Origin of the sequence: Paenibacillus sp. AN1007 (assembly GCF_040702995.1) — a bacterium.
GTDB lineage: Bacteria > Bacillota > Bacilli > Paenibacillales > Paenibacillaceae > Paenibacillus.
The window spans coordinates 801125-821048 of record NZ_CP159992.1; the positions used below are offsets into that span (position 1 = coordinate 801125).

Annotated in this window: 14 protein-coding genes and 1 riboswitch; of the genes, 10 read left to right on the top strand and 4 right to left on the bottom strand. The window is 48.8% G+C overall.

The genetic code is table 11. The features are described from left to right. Positions 1 to 41: 41 nt before the first annotated feature. Together gcvPA and gcvT are read right to left on the bottom strand one after the other, a co-directional pair. The gene (gcvPA, locus tag ABXS70_RS03625) at positions 42 to 1397 is read right to left on the bottom strand and encodes an aminomethyl-transferring glycine dehydrogenase subunit GcvPA (protein WP_342552437.1); all 1356 of its coding nucleotides are present in this window, start codon (positions 1395 to 1397) and stop codon (positions 42 to 44) included. Then, a complete protein-coding gene (gene gcvT / locus ABXS70_RS03630; RefSeq protein WP_366293896.1) occupies positions 1394 to 2536 on the bottom strand; it encodes a glycine cleavage system aminomethyltransferase GcvT in 1143 nt (380 codons plus the stop codon). Before gcvT ends, gcvPA begins: the two co-directional genes overlap by 4 nt. A gap of 290 nt (positions 2537 to 2826) precedes the next feature. Next, positions 2827 to 2950, bottom strand: a riboswitch (glycine riboswitch). A 346-nt stretch (positions 2951 to 3296) separates the two neighbouring features. On the opposite strand from gcvT, the gene gcvH reads away from it, so the two are divergent. From gcvH to ABXS70_RS03655, 5 genes are all read left to right on the top strand, one after another. Continuing rightward, entirely contained in the window at positions 3297 to 3686 is a 390-nt protein-coding gene (gene gcvH / locus ABXS70_RS03635) for a glycine cleavage system protein GcvH (RefSeq protein ID WP_342552435.1), read from the top strand. A gap of 443 nt (positions 3687 to 4129) precedes the next feature. Beyond that, positions 4130 to 5575: a PTS mannitol transporter subunit IICB gene (locus tag ABXS70_RS03640; RefSeq protein WP_342552434.1), complete on the top strand. Its 1446-nt coding sequence runs from the start codon at positions 4130 to 4132 to the stop codon at positions 5573 to 5575. Positions 5576 to 5642: 67 nt separating this feature from the next. After that, positions 5643 to 7751: a BglG family transcription antiterminator gene (locus tag ABXS70_RS03645; RefSeq protein ID WP_342552433.1), complete on the top strand. Its 2109-nt coding sequence runs from the start codon at positions 5643 to 5645 to the stop codon at positions 7749 to 7751. Position 7752: 1 nt separating this feature from the next. Continuing rightward, complete coding sequence (locus ABXS70_RS03650; protein ID WP_342552432.1) at positions 7753 to 8187, top strand: PTS sugar transporter subunit IIA; 435 nt, start codon at positions 7753 to 7755, stop codon at positions 8185 to 8187. Continuing rightward, positions 8184 to 9329: a mannitol-1-phosphate 5-dehydrogenase gene (locus ABXS70_RS03655; RefSeq protein WP_342552431.1), complete on the top strand. Its 1146-nt coding sequence runs from the start codon at positions 8184 to 8186 to the stop codon at positions 9327 to 9329. Before ABXS70_RS03650 ends, ABXS70_RS03655 begins: the two co-directional genes overlap by 4 nt. Before the next feature lie 215 nt (positions 9330 to 9544). Here ABXS70_RS03655 and ABXS70_RS03660 read toward each other — a convergent pair whose 3' ends face one another. After that, on the bottom strand, positions 9545 to 9793 hold the full coding sequence (locus tag ABXS70_RS03660; RefSeq protein WP_366293901.1) for a cysteine-rich CWC family protein: 249 nt from the start codon (positions 9791 to 9793) through the stop codon (positions 9545 to 9547). Positions 9794 to 10026: 233 nt separating this feature from the next. After that, a complete protein-coding gene (locus tag ABXS70_RS03665; protein WP_342556424.1) occupies positions 10027 to 12078 on the bottom strand; it encodes a DNA mismatch repair protein MutS in 2052 nt (683 codons plus the stop codon). A gap of 532 nt (positions 12079 to 12610) precedes the next feature. On the opposite strand from ABXS70_RS03665, the gene ABXS70_RS03670 reads away from it, so the two are divergent. The 5 genes from ABXS70_RS03670 to ABXS70_RS03690 all read left to right on the top strand — a co-directional run bounded on the left by ABXS70_RS03670 (position 12611) and on the right by ABXS70_RS03690 (position 19917). Continuing rightward, positions 12611 to 14947, top strand: coding sequence for a helix-turn-helix domain-containing protein (locus ABXS70_RS03670; protein WP_342552429.1), 2337 nt, complete (start codon positions 12611 to 12613; stop codon positions 14945 to 14947). A 304-nt stretch (positions 14948 to 15251) separates the two neighbouring features. Further along, the gene (locus ABXS70_RS03675) at positions 15252 to 16205 is read left to right on the top strand and encodes an ABC transporter permease subunit (RefSeq protein WP_342552428.1); all 954 of its coding nucleotides are present in this window, start codon (positions 15252 to 15254) and stop codon (positions 16203 to 16205) included. Positions 16206 to 16250: 45 nt separating this feature from the next. Beyond that, entirely contained in the window at positions 16251 to 17123 is an 873-nt protein-coding gene (locus ABXS70_RS03680; RefSeq protein WP_342552427.1) for a carbohydrate ABC transporter permease, read from the top strand. Positions 17124 to 17290: 167 nt separating this feature from the next. Then, the gene (locus ABXS70_RS03685; RefSeq protein WP_366293906.1) at positions 17291 to 18790 is read left to right on the top strand and encodes an extracellular solute-binding protein; all 1500 of its coding nucleotides are present in this window, start codon (positions 17291 to 17293) and stop codon (positions 18788 to 18790) included. Positions 18791 to 18813: 23 nt separating this feature from the next. Continuing rightward, on the top strand, positions 18814 to 19917 hold the full coding sequence (locus ABXS70_RS03690) for a glycoside hydrolase family 88 protein (protein ID WP_342552425.1): 1104 nt from the start codon (positions 18814 to 18816) through the stop codon (positions 19915 to 19917). The last annotated feature ends 7 nt before the right edge of the window (positions 19918 to 19924 follow it).

Sequence of the window (19924 nt, forward strand, 5' to 3'; positions counted from 1 at the left end):
TAAGCCGCCGTCAGCCGCTGCTTTTGTGGTCGTATTTTGAGTCACAGTGATCCCTCCAATGCACGTGCGAATTCGTCAATCTCTTCTTTGCTGCGTCTTTCAGTAACCGCGATGAGCATATGTCCCGCAAGCTCCGGGTACTCTCGGCCCAGTTCATATCCTCCGATGAAGCCGGCCTTCAGCAGTTTCAGCTGGAGGGCATCCAGATCCAACCCTTCAGGAAGCTGAATGACGAATTCGTTAAAAGTAGGAGCAGTAAAAGTCAGGTTCACGCCTGGAATGGCTTTAAGCGTATTCCGTGCATAGTGACTCTTCTGCAGATTAAGATCGGCGACATCAATCATGCCCTGTCTCCCCATGGTGGACATATAGACCGAAGCACTGAGCGCCAGCAGCGCCTGGTTCGAGCAGATGTTGGATGTCGCCTTTTCGCGGCGGATATGCTGCTCGCGGGCCTGCAGTGTCAGGACGAAGCCGCGTTTGCCGTTACGGTCAGTCGTCTGGCCGACGATCCGGCCGGGAATCCGGCGCATGTGAGCCTGAGACACGGCGAAGTATCCGCAAGTCGGTCCGCCGAGCGAAGCGGCGATCCCAAGGGGCTGCGCATCGCCTACAACGATGTCGGCACCCAGCTTGCCTGGAGCTTCCAGCAAACCAAGCGACAGCGGGTTGGCGCTGACCACGAGCAGGCCTTTGTGCGCATGCACAAGGTCGGCGGCCATTTTTACATTTTCCACAGCACCGAAGAAGTTGGGACTCTGAATCATCACTGCAGCGGTATCATCCGAGATGGCTGCCTGCAGAGCATCCCAGTCCGTCACACCGTCCTTATAATCAATCTCGACAATCTCCAAGCTCAAGCCATGCGCATAAGCCTGCAGTACCTGACGGGATTCGGGATGAACGGTGCGGGATACGATCAGCTGTTTGCGGCGTGTGGCTGCTGCAGCCAGATTGCCTGCTTCTGCAAATGCCGTTGCACCGTCGTACATGCTGGCATTCGCCACGGCCATGCCTGTCAGCTCACAGATATAGGATTGAAATTCAAAGATCGCCTGCAGCTCTCCTTGACTGATCTCGGGCTGATAAGGGGTATAGGCAGTGTAGAATTCTGATCGGGAAATGACATGGTTGATGACAGAAGGGATGTGATGGTCATAAATCCCTGCGCCAAGGAAACTGGCATGTGTCTCAAAGTTGGCATTGGAGCCAGCCTGCTTCGACATATGGCGTGTTAATGCGTATTCGTCCAGCTTGGAGGAGACAGGCAGCTCGCCCTGATAACGAATCTCTTGCGGGATATCCTTGAACAGATCTTCGAGCGTATCCACACCGATTGTGTCGAGCATCGCGCTCTGGTCCTGTTCAGTCATGGGAATGTAGCGGTGCTTGCTCATGCTTGTTCAGCTCCTTGGATGGGGGTCTTTGACGGACGCGGCCGTTTATGAAAAGGGGTTCTGACGACCTCGGCTTTGAGCTTCTTGCCGCGAATCTCGATTTCCAGTGGTGTACCGAGTACAGCATATTTGCTGTCAATCAAGGCGAGGCCGAGATTACGCTTCAATGTTGGTGACTGCGTGCCGGTTGTGACTTCGCCAATCTGTATCCCATCGGCATAGATCGGATAGTGCGGCCTCGGGATACCGCGTTCCAGCACCTCAATGCCAACCAGCTTGCGGGCAGGACCGTCCTTTTTCTGCTGTAACAAAGCTTCATGTCCGGTAAAAGGCCCGGTCTCAAGTTTCACAAACATGCCTAAACCAGCCTCGAGTGGAGAGATCGTTGGAGACAGCTCCTGACCATACAATGGCAGCTTGGCTTCAAAACGCAGCGTATCACGTGCGCCCAGACCGGCCGGGATTAATCCCGAATCAGCACCTGCTTCCATCAGCCCGTTCCAGATGACAGCAGCCTGTTCAGCTTTGACATACAGTTCAAACCCATCTTCACCGGTATATCCAGTGCGTGACAGCAGCAGTTTGACTCCGCATACCTCGGCATTTTGGATAAAGCGGAACGGTTCAATGGAGTTTGCATCTGTATTTGTGCCTGTAACCTTGCTTATAATCTCGGCGGACAGTGGACCTTGAAGTGCCAGCAGGGCCGTTTGCTCCGAATCATTAGTCATGTTCACACCAGGAACGATATGTTCCTGCAGCCATGCCCAATCCTTGTCGATATTGGAGGCATTAACAACCAGCATGTAGTGCTTCTCTGCGAGTTTATAGATAAGCAGGTCATCTACGACACCGCCATCCGGATAACACATCAAGGTATACTGTGCCTGACCTGGTACAATTGCAGTCACATCATTCGTCATCATGCTTTGTAAAAAGGCTTCTGCCTGTTCGCCGGTTACAGTGAATTCGCCCATATGGGACACATCAAACAGACCGGCACGCTCACGCACTGCCTCATGCTCTTTCTGAATGCCGCTGAACTGCACCGGCAGTTCCCAGCCTCCAAAATCAATGCAGCGTACACCTTCATACTGCGCATATAGGGGGAACAGTGGGGTTCTCAACAAATCGGACATCTAATCACCTCGTCATAGGCCGCATTCGGGCCGAGTATCGTGAAATGTACGTAAGTATTTGATCCATAGATTATGAAAAAAACGGCCAAGGCAGTCGATTCTTGCTTCCTGTGTTTCTTTTTTGGGGAAAAAGGAAAAGGACAGGCCAAAGAACCGGCATGCCTTATAGCACGCTGTATTCTTAGGCTCTGTCCCTTGTACCTGAGAGTTACCCCGCCGTGTATTCAGGCAGGTTTCCCCTTGGGTGATCATAACGTCCATACCGGACGATTAGATGCTCTCCAGAGTTGCGTCCTGTAAAAGTCCTTTTGCCTGAGAGATTCACCTCCGCTTGTCGGCAGGTTTACTCCTTCGGCGCCGCTTTGTGTACATCCCCGAAACGGGCGTACAGGCAGTCTCTCCCTTTACATTCATCCGCGGTTCGTACGTAGTTCTAATGGACTTCAGTTGCTCCTTTCATTAAAACGTGAATCTGATGGCGATGTCAAGAACAATATCATGCAATTTATTTCAAATACGAATATTTTATATTGAGAATAACTTAATGTTCGTTTATTTTAGAAGAGTGCGCTTACTATGTTAATATTCACCATTATATGTAGAAAGAGTGCTGCTTTGTTACAAGAGTTAAGGCAAGGATTTCAAATAAATTGTGAGCTATCTTGACATTTGAATCCGAAATATCTTACGCTGTTGTTTGGGGAAAAGGTGAAGGTCAAAGATCGCATGCACTCATTAATGAAAAGCGAGGCGGATATCGATGAGCGAATTAAGAAGTGATTTCCTTTACAGTGAAGAGCACGAATGGGTGCAGACCGTAGGGGAGGATACCGTACGTATCGGCATTACCGAGTTCGCGCAGCATCAGCTGGGTGATATTGTGTTTGTTGAACTGCCTGATCTTGAAGCGAATGTTAAAGCAGAAGACAGCATCGGTACCATTGAATCGGTAAAAACAGTGTCAGACCTGTTTTCGCCAGTCAGCGGTACAATTATTGCAGTCAATGAAGCACTGCAGGACTCGCCTGAACTGGTAAACAGCTCTCCTTATGAAGAAGGCTGGATGATTGAAATTCGTGTTGATGGCGATGTATCCGCTGCTTTATCTGGACTGCTGAATTCAGATGCATACCGTAAACACATCGAGTAGAAGATGAGTTTTTATTGAATTGGTTTGTTTGTACTTATTAACATATACGTCATCACATAATCATAGAAAGAGTTGTTCTCCAGACCTGCGTAAGCTGTTCAGCTTATGCAGGTTTTTTAGTGTTTTTTCGGGTGGATCGGGAGGGGAATCCAGCAGCAGCTGCTTAGATTCAGAATGAAATAACGGTAACAGAAGAAGCAATTATGTCTCTTTGTGAGCTGTATATGAACAAAAACATTAGCAGTTAAACCCTTACATATCAAAGGTTTAAACAGATATTCCAAAATAAAAACGATTACATAATCTAATGCTGTCATCATTGTTCATGACGAAAGTACGCTTTCATTTGATTGAACAGGAGAGGTTTCTCGCTTAGGATTACAGCAGGGATAAGTGATAGCCCTTTCATATGAATAACGACTTGATTCAAGGAGGATATACCAATGAGCAATTTGGACCAAACGTCCAATTCCAAAGGTGGGTTACGTGTCGGCGTGCAGCGTTTTGGACGATTCCTGAGCGGCATGGTCATGCCTAATATGGGAGCGTTTATCGCTTGGGGATTAATTACTGCCATGTTTATTAAAACAGGATGGTTCCCAAATGAGACATTAGAGCAGCTTGTAGGCCCCATGATTAATTATTTGCTGCCGCTCTTGATCGGTTACACCGGAGGTACAATGGTGCATGGAACACGGGGCGGGGTCGTCGGGGCGATTATGACCATCGGTGTAATTGTGGGTAGTGACATTCCAATGTTTCTCGGGGCCATGATTGCGGGGCCATTCGGGGCATGGGTGATCAAGAAGTTCGACAAATCGGTTGAGGGCAGAATTAGAGCCGGCTTTGAAATGCTGGTCAACAATTTCTCGGCAGGAATCATCGGCGGTATCTTAGGCATCATCGCTTTGTTAGGTATCGGACCTGCCGTGGAGGCGATCAGTAAAGTATTGTCTGCAGGCGTACAAGGTTTGATGAATCTGGGCATGCTGCCGCTGGTCAATCTGATCATCGAACCGGGTAAAGTGCTGTTCCTGAATAATGCGATTAACCATGGAATTCTGACACCGATCGCTACGGATCAGGCCAGAGAATTAGGTCAGTCAGTGCTTTACATGCTGGAGTCTAATCCAGGACCGGGGCTGGGGATTTTGCTGGCATACTGCTTCTTCGGACGCGGCATGGCAAGGTCATCTGCACCTGGTGCGGTAGTGATTCATTTCTTCGGCGGGATTCACGAAATTTATTTTCCATACATCCTGATGAGGCCGATTCTGATTTTGGCTGCCATCGCTGGAGGTGTAGCGGGTACATTAACTTTTATGCTGACAGGAGCAGGCTTGGTATCGGCACCTTCGCCGGGAAGTATCATCGCTTATTTCCTTTTGACACCAAAAGGGGGGTACATCCCGATGCTCGCAGGGGTTATCGTGGCAGCCCTTGTTTCCTTCCTGATCGCATCGCTGCTGCTCAAAACGGGCAAACAGAAGGATGAAGATCTGGATGCGGCATCCAGCCGGATGAAAGACATGAAGAGTCAAGGAAATACAGCAAATGCGGCCATTACATCGGGTAACCGTGAAGCGGACACAGCAGCAGCTTCGACTGTAAAAACGGATGTGAGCAAGATTGTTTTCTCCTGTGACGCCGGAATGGGTTCAAGTGCGATGGGGGCTTCGATTCTTCGCAAAAAGATGAAAGCCGAAGGCATCGACGTTACCGTAATCAATACGGCGATCAGTGAAATTCCACAGGATGCAGATGTTGTTATTACACAAAAAACATTAACAGATCGAGCGCGTACAGTTGCGCCGAATGCAGAGCATATATCCATTGACAACTTCCTAAAAAGCCCGGAATACGATGCGCTTGTTGAACGTTTGAAGTAAGCAGGAAACAACCTGCAATCCAGCTTCAAACCGGGCCAGCCGTTTTCCAAGAGCCGGAGGCTGAGACATGAGTATTACCAAAAGACAACGTGAAATTGTGGAATTCCTGCTGGAACATCCCCATGAGGTCACAGCCGGCGAAATCGCCGTTGAAGTAAAAGTGAGCACCCGTACGGTTCATCGTGAGCTGTTAATGATTGAGCAGTGGCTTGAACCGCTCGGAATGCGATTGGAAAAAAAGTCGGGAACCGGAATCCGTATTGATTCCGGTTCAGATGACCTCAGTACACTGCGTCAGCAGCTGGAAGGTCATGAATATATAGAATTTACGCCGGAGGAGCGTAAGCTCTTCATGCTCTGCATCCTGCTGGATGAGGCCGAGCCGGTCAAGCTGCTGGCACTAGCTTCCGATCTGAAAGTGACTGTGTCCACGGTCACCAATGATCTGGATGATCTGGAGTCACGCATACAGCAGGCAGGGTTGAGGCTTGTTCGAAGGCGAGGGTACGGCGTCAAAATTACCGGAAGTGAAGCGATTTATCGCAGAGCCATTGCAGCACTTGCGATAGAAGTTCTGGATGAGTCGGACCTTTTTGGCAGACAGCCTGATCAAAGCAGCTCCATTGTTAACCAGAAGCTTCTCAGCATGATTGGTCACGGTGATGTGCTTACGATTGAGAATGCCTTATGGCAGCCGGATATTGAATGGCTCGAGAAGATACCTGAACGGCAGTATATGAAGCTGCTCATCCAGTTATCAGCAGCGGTCGTTCGCATTCGTAAAGGTTTTAGTATAGGACGCTCCTTGTCAGGACCAAGAATGAATGCAGCTGCTGGTCAATCGGCGGAGCAGGTTGAACCGCGAGTACCTGGTTTTATGGCTTCCCGTTTGTGCAGCGTATTATCCTCGCAGCTTGAAGTGTCGTTCTCCGAGGAGGAGCAGGCTTATTTTCATCAATTACTGGTGGACACGGAGCAGCTGCTTCATTCTTCGCGTCTGCTGCCGATTGATGATCTGATTTTGATGGACAGAGTGCATTCACTTATAGATCAGATGCAGGAAAGAACAGATTATGCCTTCCAAGAGGATCGCTTACTTCGAGAAGGATTGATTGCACATATGGTGCCTGTGATGGAAAGGCTTGAGGGACATCAGGTCATTCGTAATCCGCTGCTGCAGCAGATTCGCAAAGATTATGACCTTCTTTTCGAACAAGTCAAAAAGTCAGTGCTGCAGGCCTGGCCCGGAGCAGATGTTCCGGATGAAGAGATCGGTTTTCTCGTCATGCATTTTGGGGCATCGATCGAACGGCTGCGTGCTTTAAAGCAGGAAATCCGGGCGATTATCGTGTGCAGCAGCGGCATTGGTTCCTCGCGCATGCTGTCCAGCCGGCTGTCCAAAGAGTTTCCCGAAATCCGGATTATAGACAGCGTCTCTTGGTACGAAGCTGCTCGAATGCCAGCCGAAGAATACGATCTTGTTCTATCCACCGTCGATTTGCCAATGGAGGAAGAGCAGTATTATAAGGTCAGTCCGCTTCTGACTGCAGAAGAGAGTGAACGGCTCCGGCATTTTATTAAGACAAGAACATTACGGCGACAGCATCACAAAGCGCATGCTGGCAGGAGGAACGAGACAGCGGAGCGTTATTCGGACTCTGACGGCATGGAAGCGACACTGCTTGAAATCGTGCGTATTATTGGTCAATTTCAGGTGTATGCACTGGACAATGCTCATCTTGATTTTGCCCAAAGTGTGCTTGCCATGTGTACGTCTGCTCATCGATCGGGTGTATTGAAAGACCCAGGAGAGGTTGCCAAGCTGCTTGAGGTGCGTGAGGCGATGGGAAGTCAGAAGATCCCCGGTACTCGGCTGGCCCTGTTTCATACACGGAGTGAGAGCATCTACAGGCCATCCATCCATCTGTTCCAGCTGGAGGAACCGCTGCTTCGGACCATGGATGATCCGGAGGGAGTGAGCGAAGTACTGCTGATGCTTGGTCCAAAGGCATTGTCGAAGGAAAGTCTGGAGGTTCTCAGCGAGATTAGCGCACTGCTGCTGCAGGAAGAGATGGTTTCGCTGCTGGGCAGGGGAAACAGGGATGATATCATTCACTACCTGTCTCGGGAACTGGTTGGATTTTATCGCAGTAAAAATGAAATGGGAGGGCAATAAGATGAGTATGTTAACAACAGACAAAGTCATCATGAACGCGACGGCTCAGGATAAATACGAGGCAATTCGCATGGCAGGACAGATGTTGAAGGATGCTGGACATATTACGGCAGAGTATATTGACAAAATGCTGGAGCGTGAAGAGATTGTATCCACTTATGTTGGTAACGGACTCGCCATTCCTCACGGTACGAAAGAGTCCAAAGCTTTCATTCTCTCTACCGGAATATCGGTGATTCAGTTCCCGCAGGGGGTTGATTTTGGAGAGGAAAAAGCATATATGGTGATCGGTATCGCAGCTCAAGGCGGAGAACACATGGAGATCCTGACGAGTATTGCGGTGATCTGTGCCGAAGAAGAAAATATGGAAGCGCTGCGTCATGCAAAAACAGCATCAGAAGTCATTACGATTCTGGAAAGTGAAATGGAGTTATGAAGGCTCTACACTTTGGTGCAGGCAATATTGGACGTGGATTTATCGGCTTGATTTTGTCCCGTGCCGGATATGCGGTGACGTTCTCGGATGTGAATCAGGAACTGGTGAATGCTCTTCAGCAGCGTGGTGAGTATACTGTCGAGCTTGCTAACGAGAATAAGGATCAGGAGATGGTATCCGGAGTAAAGGCAATTGATGGACGTGAACTCCAGACCGTCGCTGAGACAGTGGTTGAAGCTGATCTGATTACAACCGCAGTGGGAGTAACTGTGCTGAAGCGCATTGCTCCAGGCATTGCCGAAGGTCTGGAGCAAAGAAGACGTGCAGGTCCTGTGCAAAAGCCGCTGCATATCATCGCTTGTGAAAATGCGATCGGTGGAAGCGCGCAGCTGAAAGATCATGTATATGCTTTGCTGGATGAGCAGGCACGGGCGTTTGCCGATCAATATGTTTATTTTCCGAATTCAGCCGTTGACCGGATTGTGCCGATTCAGAATCATGAGGACCCGCTGCATGTTCAAGTAGAGCCTTTTTATGAGTGGGTAGTGGATCGCTCCCAGATGGCGCCTGCTTTTAAACCTATAGATGGTATTATCTATGTGGAGGATCTGGAACCCTACATTGAGCGTAAACTGTTTACCGTAAATACGGGTCACTGCGCTGCGGCATACATCGGTTATGTGAACGGATATGATACGATACAAAAGGCCATTACCGATGAAAACGTGAAATCGGTTGTCTACGGGATACTGCAGGAAACAGGCCGCGTGCTGGTGAAACGATTTGGCTTCAACCCCGAAGAACATGAGCAGTATATTGTGAAAATATTGGGGCGGTTCGTTAATCCTTATCTGACCGATGAGGTAACTCGTGTAGGACGCTCGCCGATCCGCAAGCTGTCTCCGAACGACCGGCTTGTCCGCCCGGCACTTCTGGCGCATGCGGAAGGCATGGAGGTGACTTATCTGGCTAAGGCCATGGCGGCAGCGTGCAGATTCAATGCGGCTGATGATCATGAGGCTGTCGAGCTGCAGAGCATGATTCGGGAAAAAGGTGTCACGGCTGCGCTGCAGCACTACACCTCCCTGGATGAGGGACATCCGGTGTTGGTGGAAGCGGTAAAGCAGTACCATCAGATGTAATTCCAGCGTCACAGATTGTGATATTACAGATTATGGATCCGTAAGGGGATACAGGTTTAAAATGCGCAGCAGTCAGATCTTAATTATCTGTTTATATAGAATTATAGATATACGGATTTAATCATGGATCAATGAATATATGATGAAAAAGAGCGAATGATTGCGGCAGCTGTATTAAAACGAATGGCTTTCAACAGAGCGGTTTGTCACCACAGTTAGGTCTGTTCGCGAACGAAGCTGTCCAAACAACGCTGGCAGATGCATGATTTACGACGCTGTTCAGCTGGAATACGCTCAAACACACCTTCTGGGAATGAAGCATGATTGCACCAGCATTCCGAATGCGGCTTACCAGCGGCGTAGGCGCAGCCGTTGCGATCCCCGCAGAGTGGGCAGACAAGTACATGGACTGGTTTACTTTGATGGCTGCCTTGTTGGTTATATACGCTCGTTTGCTTAGGCATGGTCTGTTCCCCTCCTTCATATGTTCAATCTGGACGACGATAATCAGATGTGTTCAGTATACCAGACATAAGCATCAAACCAATACTGTTATAGACGTATGCGCGAATGCAGCCAGGTTTTTAGATATACCACCGTATCAAGACTTCATCGTAAAAGCAGCTAATCATATGCTCGATCTCATCTTATAGAATCAGCCTAAATGATACATCCATTTAGGCTGATTCGTGTTATTTCATTCTTCCGGTGGCAGTTCAATCTGCAGACCTTCGACATGTTTGCGTCCCATCAGTTTTCGCTTTTTACGGTTTTCCTTACTTTCGAATACGATGTCCAGATCATATTGTTCTGGATACAGCATATCAGCGGAGATGTGCAGCCTCAGGCGTTTCTTGTGAATCTTGACTTTGCGCCCCCGAATCATAACCCCGATCTGACCTCGGTTGTCCTCTTCATCACTTACAATGCCGGCTTGATCCAGATAGGCTGCATAAACACGATCCCCTTTACGAAATGCCCGAACTGGGACTGGTGCCGTGTTCGCGTCGGAAGACGTATCTTCCGTAGGAGTGCTGTGTCCTTTAGAAGCATCGGTAACTCCCTCAGGCACAGCACATTCCTTTGGAGCTTTAAGCTTATTAGAATTATCCTGCTGTATACTGGCGGGGTTAGGATTGGTTATTTCGTCGTTATTCTGTGACTGTACCTCTTTCTGTTCGGTTTGCAGGCGATTTTTGCTCCAACGTTGATCTGCTGCAGCCTTCGAACGATCGATGATATGCTTGGGCATGCCGAGCTTCAGTGCGATGGAATAAGCGTAGCTCTCCCCGGCTTCCCCGATTCGAAGGCGATACAGGGGCTGCAGGGAGACGGTATCAAACTCCATACGTGCATTTTCAAAACCTGGTGTGGCTGCCGCAAAATGCTTGATTTCTCCGAAATGCGTTGTAGCTGCAACCGTGGCTCCGCGGCTGTGAAGTTCCTCCAGCATGGCGATCGAGAGCCCAACGCCTTCTCCAGGATCTGTGCCTGATGCCATCTCGTCAATCAGGACAAGCGTAGAAGAATTTGCCTGTTCCAGTATTGCAATCATATTCCGAATATGTGCGGAGAATGTGCTGAGAGCCTGTTCAAGACTTTGACCATCCCCAATATCCACGGCGATTTGCTCATACACAGCCATTTCACCGCCTTCGTCTACAGGAACCAGCAGTCCGGATTGCATCATTAGCGTGAGCAGCCCCAGTGTCTTGAGAGCAGCGGTTTTGCCGCCTGTGTTCGGACCCGTAATGATAAGTGATGAATAAGAGTATCCAATGGAAAAATCAAGTGGAACCATCGACGCCCCCATCAGGGGGTGTTTCGCTCGCCGCAGGTTAACCCTGCCGCTGCTGTTAACACGTACGGATCGCCCGTCTATGGCCGCTGCATACTTGGCTTTTGCAAATAGAAAATCCAATATGCCGACGGTTTCCGTATTAAGTGAAATCTCGCGGCTGTAAGATTCAGTCAGAGAAGTCAGGTCACCAAGGATTTTCATCTCTTCTCTCGATTCCTCAGCTTGCAATAGAGTCAGTTCCATCTGCAGACCTGCCAGCTCGGCGGGTTCAATATATACGGTTTGGCCGCTGCCCGATTCATCGAGTACACTGCCTTTGACATGTTTGCGGAATTCTTTTTTGATGGGCAGTACGGTCCTTCCATTACGCTGGCTGACGACCTGCTCCTGCATAATCGAACGGTGTCTGCTAATTAAAGCATCCAGTCTGCGCTTCATCCGTTCCTCATTCACACTTATTTTTTTACGGATTCGGACGAGTTCTTTGCTGGCTTGATCCTGTATGCGTCCGCTGTGGATACAGCGTTCGATCTCGCCTCGCAGGGTGTCGATGAGCATCATGGAAGATGAATATCGACTGACAACCGGAGCGATGCCGGATTTGCTCTCCATATACTTCATGAGCTGCGCACAACTGCGGATAAATTGGGCGAGATGACTGAAGTCACGTTCACTGAACAGATATCCGGTACCGAGCAGATCGATGATATTTTCCATGCCCTCCAGTGAAGGGATCGGCACACTTGCCCCAAAACGGACAAGAGCCGCCGCTTCTGCGGTTTCGTCCAATCGCATCTGAATCAGATGAGCATCGTTCATCGGTTTGAGTTCCCCTGCGTAACGTTTGCCCAGATAGGAAAGGGCATAGTCTGCAATGTTTTTTTGAATATGATGGAAGCCAAGAGTGGTTAAGGTTTGTTCGTTTGAACTCTTGATATCTGTCGCCATGTTATGGTTGTTGTTCACGTCTAAATCTCTCCTTCATGTAAAATGTTTTTTTGCTTTATTGAAAAATATTCCTCATTGAAAACACAAAAAGGGCGGAGAATGAACAAACGTCATTCTCCGCCCTGTACGTATGGGAAAGCAGAGTCCATATAGGGTCTATACCAAAAAAATCCGCGCTGAACACAGCGCGGAAATAGACCCGGACATAGGCAATCCCGGAGGCGATGTTTGATTCCGCTGTTCTTAACTAAGTACAGGGATCTGGCGCATCATGAAATACACATATGCCATATGGGCACAAGCGTCATGAAAGGCCATACTCCTGAATATGAAACTTGATTAGTTAAGAACGCTCACCGACATCAAAATCTCTCCTTCGACCTGAGGAATTATAGTAGTAATATAAACTGGAAATCACTTCAAGTCAATGGTTCAGAATAAAGATGTAGACTTGATTAAGAATGGGTTTTAAAATAACAATAGTAATTTAATCCAATGAAAGCGATTTTATTAGAAAAGGGAGATGCTCTGCTTGCCTAAATATTTACTGCGTCTGCTCTGCTTTACGATGATTCTTGGGGCCCTGCCGGTCATTGTGATTGGTTCCGTTTCCTATACGATTGCTTCGCGTGATATCGAACAGAAGGTGCGGGAGAGCAATCTTCAAATATTACATCAGACCCAGATGCGAGTGGAACAGGTATTACGAAGCTTACAGCTGTCCGCGATCCAGTACGTCAATTCACCCTTGGTGCTGCGGTCAATGAAGCAGCCGCTTGACAGCAGCGAATTTCAGGAAATTCGTGATCTGACATCTGGGTTCAACAACCTGCAGGCCGTGACAAGCATCGATCAGGCTTACCTCGTGAATCTTGATGAGGACTGGGTCGTATCCATGCGTTCATTTGGCAGGCTGAATGACTTCAGCATTCGAGACCGGATCGGAACTTATCTTACATACACCAACAGTTTGTTCTGGGTGACTCAAAATAAAAGTTCATCCAAAGAGAGTGTACCTGTATCGGCAGGCATGGGAGAGGCTTTAACAGAACAGGCGCCAGCCATGATCTCTTCTGATAATGTAGTCAGCATGGTTTTTAAAATTCCAATGGTTCCGACAAACGTTAAACCCAAGGGGTTTCTTGTCATCGATATTGCAGATGCCGAGCTGAGCAGCTTTTTGAGTCGAAATCCGAATTCAGGTGATCTGTATGTTCTGGACAAGGATCAAAGATATTTTTTAAATGACACGAATTATGGAAATAAATACGACCTGCTGAACAAAGATATTCAGGAGACGGTTCGGACGACAGGGGAAGCACAAGGTTTTTTCAGTGCAGAAGTGGAGGACAAACCCGTAGCCGTCAGCTATAGGCAGTCGCCGCTAAATGGCTGGTTATATGTATCGGTTGTATCCCTTGGCCAGATCACAGCCCAGTCGCAAAAAATTGCCGTGGTCACCGGGGTGGCCACGTTGATTATGTTATGTGTCACAGGGCTTGTAGCGATATACGGCAGCCGGCGCATGTATTCACCGATCTCAAGACTGCTGCAGTTTACGAAAGCGCTGGATTCACCGCTTCCTCCATCAGGACGCCGTCAGGATGAGTTCATCTATATCGAAGAACGATTATCGACACTGTTTAGTTCAGAAAAAACGATGCGTGAGCAGATGAAAGGGCAGCATGTCCACCTTCAGGAGTTTTTTATGACCAAGCTGCTGACAGGCAGGATATCGGAAGAGGACTTCAGATACCAGAGCGACGTGTACGATTTTCCGACGGGTTGGTCCCATCTGGGTGTACTGATGCTGCAGATCGATACACTTGAAGGCACGAGGTATGAGGAACAGGACCGGGATTTGCTGCTGTTTGCGGTCAACAACATGGTCGGTGAGCTGCTGCCTTCTGCAATCCGGTTTACACCTGTCATGCTGGATGATGCGCAGGTTACTGTACTTGCTTCTGAACTGGACGATGAAGTGCAGCTGAAGGAGTGGATGCATACACAGGCGGATTGGATTCGTGAACGAATCGTAACATATCTGAACCTGCCGGTAAGCATAGGCATTAGCCGGGCATACTCCCGCATTGGAGATACGCCTAGAGCGTATCAGGAGAGCAGGCAGGCTCTGCAGGGAAGAGTCAGCCTGGGCAGCCGTATCATTTTACACTACGAGGATATCCAGCCAAGAGGTCAGATGGAAGCTGCGCTGTATACGCAGCTGCGAATGATCGAAGATCAATTAGCCTCTGCACTCAAACAGGGGGACGAAGAGAAAACAGATACCTATTTCACACAATATTTAGGGCTGCTTGCGGACAAGAAACTTCATTTCAGTGAGTATCCGGTCATCATGGTACAGCTGTTGTCACGAGTATATCAATTGGTTCAGGAGCAGGGCGGGGATGTGGCGGAAGTGCTGGGAGAGAAGGCTTCCATGGCCTATCTGCTCAAGCTGTCTACTTTAGACGAGATGACGAACTGGTTCCGCAAGCGATTATTTCGGCCTGTGATTCGTTTTTGGAAAGAGCAGGAGGAGTCACAGTACATGAATATCGCCCGCCGGATGATTCGACTGATTGAAGAGCGGTATGACCGGGACCTGTCACTGGAGGCCTGTGCGGAAGAACTGAACTTCCATCCCGTCTATTTGAGCCGGGTATTCAAGAAGGAAGCAGGCGTTAATTTTACCGAATATCTTGCCGAGTACCGGATGGAAAAAGCCAAAACATGGCTGCAGACAACCGATCTGAAAATAGCGGAAATCGCCGAAAAATTAAATTATACGAACCCCACGGCATTTATCCGTACATTCCGCAAAATAACAGGAACAACTCCCGGCAAGTACCGGGAGCAGCAGCGATAGAGCAAAAAACCACATGGCCTGCTCTGCCCACCACGGCAGGCAGGCTTTTTGGCATTCGGCTTGAGGGTGTTCCAGACGAAGCGTCTGTTCAAAAGGCTGAGTTAAACCGGGAACATCCAGGTTAAAAGCGGTCCATTATGTGTAATATCCTGCACTCAGAAAACGCTGAAACCCTTGATAGCCAAAGGAAAACAAGAAGCTAAAACGAGATGATAGCCAGTGATTGCATTTATCCGCCACAATGGAGACATGAATTCAGGAAGTGATCTTTTGTAATCGTTTCCAACGTGGGGAGGAAGACACTATGAAAGCCGAAACGGCGGCTCGGACACGTCCCGCTGCCCGCAGTGACAAAAACCTGCTGTGGAGGGACATCATCAAAAATCGGTGGCTGTATATTATGCTGCTTCCGGGAGTGCTTTACTTTGTTATTTTTAAATACATACCGATGTATGGCATCACGATGGCTTTCCAGGATTATACGCCGTACAAAGGCATTCTGGGGAGCGATTGGGTAGGATTCAAACACTTCCAGCGTTTCTTTGGAGAACCGCAGTTCTGGACATTGTTCCGAAATACGTTTTTGCTTGCGATCTACAATCTGGTTTTCTTTTTTCCACTGCCAATCGTACTTGCCTTGATGATGAATGAGGTCCGGCGGGAGCGATTCAAACGATTCGTACAGACATTGGTTTACGTGCCGCACTTTGTTTCCTGGGTTGTTGTAGTCGGTGTGTTCTACATGCTGTTTACGACCGAAGGCGGCGCAATCAACGAACTGCTCTATAATCTGACGGGACAAAAAATTGCTTTCCTGCTTGAACCGGGATGGTTCCGCACGATGATTGTAGGACAATCCATCTGGAAAGAGGTAGGGTGGGGTACGATTATCTTCCTGGCTGCACTCTCTGGCGTAGATACACAGCTCTATGAAGCTGCCCGCATTGACGGGGCTAACCGCTGGCGCCAGACCTGGCACATTACGCTGCCGGCCATTCGCAGTACCATCATTATCCTGCTCATTTTGCGTCTGGGTCACTTCCTGGACACAGGCTTTGAACAGATCTTTCTGATGCTGACACCTACCAATCGTGATGTCGGCGAGGTGTTTGATACCTACGTGTACACGAAGGGTCTTACTCAGGCACAGTACAGCTATAGTGCTGCTGTCGGATTGTTTAAGTCGGTTGTCGGTCTTGCGTTGGTGCTTGGTGCCAATACGCTGGCCAAAAAATTCGGGGAGGAAGGCGTCTATTAACGCAGCTTAGGCAGACGCTCTTCATCAGACAGGAGTGAACATTAGATGCAGCAGGACAAAACATGGGGCAACCGAATCTTTGATTTTATGAATCATGGTTTCCTGTTATTGATTGGAATCGTAACTGTAATTCCTTTTATTTATATTTTGGCTGTTTCGTTTACCAGCCCGCATGAGGTGGCTAAAGGCGGATTTATTCTTTTTCCAAAAGAGTTCTCCTTGGCCGCTTATCGTTACATTTTTTCCACGGATACATTGATACGCAGTCTCGGTGTGTCGATCTATATTACGGTTGTTGGCACACTGATTAACCTGCTTGTTACGTCACTTATGGCTTACCCGTTGTCCAGAAAATATCTGCGCGGACGTCAGCCGATCCTGCTGGGAGTGCTGTTCACAATGCTGTTCAGCGGCGGTATGATCCCAACGTATTTTGTCGTAAAATCCCTGCATCTCACGGATACACTGTGGTCTCTGATGCTGCCAACGGCGATCAGTGCGTTCAACCTGATTGTGCTCAAAAACTTCTTCCAGGCCATCCCGGACGAACTGGAAGATGCCGCTAAAATCGACGGGTGCAACGATGTCAGCGTATTGTTCCGCATTGTGCTTCCGCTGTCGATGCCAGCGATGGCCACCTTCTCGCTTTTTTATGCGGTAGCACATTGGAACAGCTTCTTCAGCGCCGTCATCTACATCAACGATAGTGAAAAGTGGCCAGTCCAAGTCTGGCTGCGTGAGATTGTTATTCTTGCACAGAGCCGGATCGGGGATACCAGCATTGAGGAAACCGAAATCCAGCCGCTTACCATCCGCATGGCCGTTATCGTGTTCTCTACCATTCCGATTATGCTTGTCTACCCATTCCTGCAGAAGCATTTCGCCAAGGGAGTGATGCTTGGTTCGGTAAAAGGTTAACATGGGGCAGTCCACCGGCATGAAGTGCTTTCGAGAAAGCAAAGAGATGCTGCTTCCTGTGGTGAGGACTGAAGAGCTGCAGGAACGGAGAACGGACATATGTTTTAAATTCTGAAGCTGCAGTTGTATGTCAATGCGATTGTATATCAAAGGGAGGTTTTCATGAGATGAGAGCAGTAAAAAAGAAAGCCGTGGCTGTTTTGAGTACACTGGCTCTAGTGAGCGGGTTGCTGGCAGGATGCGGATCGGATGAAGGCCAGGCCGCCGAAGGCGGCATGCAGAACGTATCCATTGCTATTGCACAGGTAGGTGACGTGCCAAGCAAAGGCAATGAAGTTCAGAAAAAAATCGAAGAGTATACCAACACCAAGCTGGATATCCAGTGGATTCCGGCCTCGGCTTACAATGACAAAATCAATGTTATGATTGCCTCCAGCGACATGCCCAAAATCGTCAAGGTGCAGTATAACCCAACGGTGACCAGTGCAATGCGGAATGACGTGTTTTGGGAAGTAGGACCTCTGCTGAAGGATTACAAAAACCTTTCTGCCCAAAATGAACGTTTCTTCAACAACATCAAGGTTGAGGGTAAAATCTACGGCGTGCCTGTATTCTCTGATATTGCACGGGCAACGGTTATCTACCGTAAGGACTGGTTCGATAAGCTGAATCTGAAAGTACCAACAACACCGGATGAGTGGTACGAAACGATCAAAACGCTGTCCACTTCCGATCCAGAAGGCGACGGGCAGGCGAGTACTTTTGGACTGATGCTGTTTAAAAAGTATAACGAAGACCAGTATTCCTTCACGACACGGCTTGGTGTAAGTTTCGGTGCGCCGAATAAGTGGAAGGTTGAGGATGACGGCAGCTTCACCCCTGAATTCATGACACCGGAATATATGCAGGTGCTGGATCTGTTGAAGCGGCTGTATGAAGAGAAGCTGCTCAACCAGGATTTTGCCGTATTCGATTCAACGGAAGCGGAGAAAAAGTATGATTCCGGCGTAGTTGGTATGCGAGTGGGTGTGGCGCAGAACGGTAAAAGTCAGCAGGAACGTCTGTCCAAAAATAATCCGGATGGCGTAGTGGATATTGCGGGTCTGCTTGGACCAAACGGTGACCGGGTAGCTGGACAGACAGGTAATTCAGGCATCCTGGCATTCCCGAAAGCAGCAGTGAAATCAGAAGAAGAGCTGAAAAATCTGCTTTCGTTCATCGATAAACTGATGGACCCGGAGATGGCCACGCTGCTGATGCGTGGTGTGGAAGGCAAGCATTACGCTAAAGTTGGAGATAACGAGGTGGAAATGAGTGACTTTGATGCCTTCCAGCGTGAAGTGAAACCTTATCGTGACAACTTCCCTTATATTGAAGGCTACAATGTGCCTAAACTGAAAGATACCGAGCTTGGGGAGAAAGGCACAGCACTGGTGAAAGAACTGGCAGAACATGCTGTACCCAATCCTGCTTTGACGCTGTATTCCCCAACATATGGTGACCGCGGGGCAGACCTGGATCAGATGATTGCCGATGCACAAACCAAATATATCATGGGCAAGATCGATCAGAACGGCTGGGAAAAGGAAGTTGAGAATTGGGCTAAAGCAGGCGGAAGCAAAATTCGCGAGGAATACGCTGAAGATTACAAAAAACAGGCTCAATAAGGAGCGAAACCGGAGGTTAAATCATGAAGGAAACGCTGCAGCATACACCTATGCGTATGGCTGACCAATATATGGAGAGTTATCGCAGCCATGAGCTGTATACGACTTGGCATTATGAAAATGGCTGTCTGCTCAAAGCACTGGAAGAGCTCTACGCTCGTACAGGCGAACAGAGATATTTTGATTATATCCAGGAGCTTATGGATCATTTCGTTCAGGAGGACGGGTCGATTCGCTCCTACACGGTAGAGGAATATAATCTGGACCAGATTAACCAAGGAAAATCGCTGTTTTTTCTGCTGGAGAAGACGGGTCAGGAAAAGTATCGCAAAGCATCCGAACTGCTGATAACGCAGCTGAAAGGACAGCCTCGTACAAGTGAGGGCGGGTTCTGGCATAAGAAAATCTATCCATTCCAGATGTGGCTGGATGGATTGTATATGGCGACACCTTATTTGACTCAATATGGAGCCGTTAATGGTGAAGCAAAGTGGTTTGATAAAGCTGCGCTGCAGCTGCTGCTGGTGGAAGCACGCACTCGTGATCCGCGCAGCGGGCTGCTCTACCATGCCTGGGATGAGAGCAAAGAGCAGCGCTGGAGTTCCGGCGAGACGGGATGTTCGCCGCATGTTTGGAGCCGGGCTGTGGGCTGGTATGTGATGGCGGTTGTTGATACGCTGGATTATCTCCCGGTCGATCATGAGCAGCGCGGGCAGATTATCGGTATTTTCGAGCGGCTCGCCAATGCGCTTGTTCATGTGCAGGATCAGCAGACCGGTTTGTGGCCGCATCTGCTGGATCAGCCGGGGCGTGAGCGGAATTATCTGGAAGCCTCGGGCACCTCGATGTTTGTTTACGCATTGGCGAAGGGCGTGCGCAAAGGGTACTTGAGCGGAAAGTTCAAGGCGATCGCGGAAAAAGGATATCAGGGTCTGCTGCAGCATCTGCTGCAAACAGATCAGGAAGGTATACTTTCCCTGACACAGTGCAACGGAGGAGCAGGCCTTGGGGGAACACCTTACCGTGACGGATCTTACGAGTATTACGTGACCGAATCCATTCGTATTAATGATCCGAAATCGGTTGCTCCGTTTATTTTGGCGGGAGTAGAGATGGAGCTGGCGTAACGCTGGT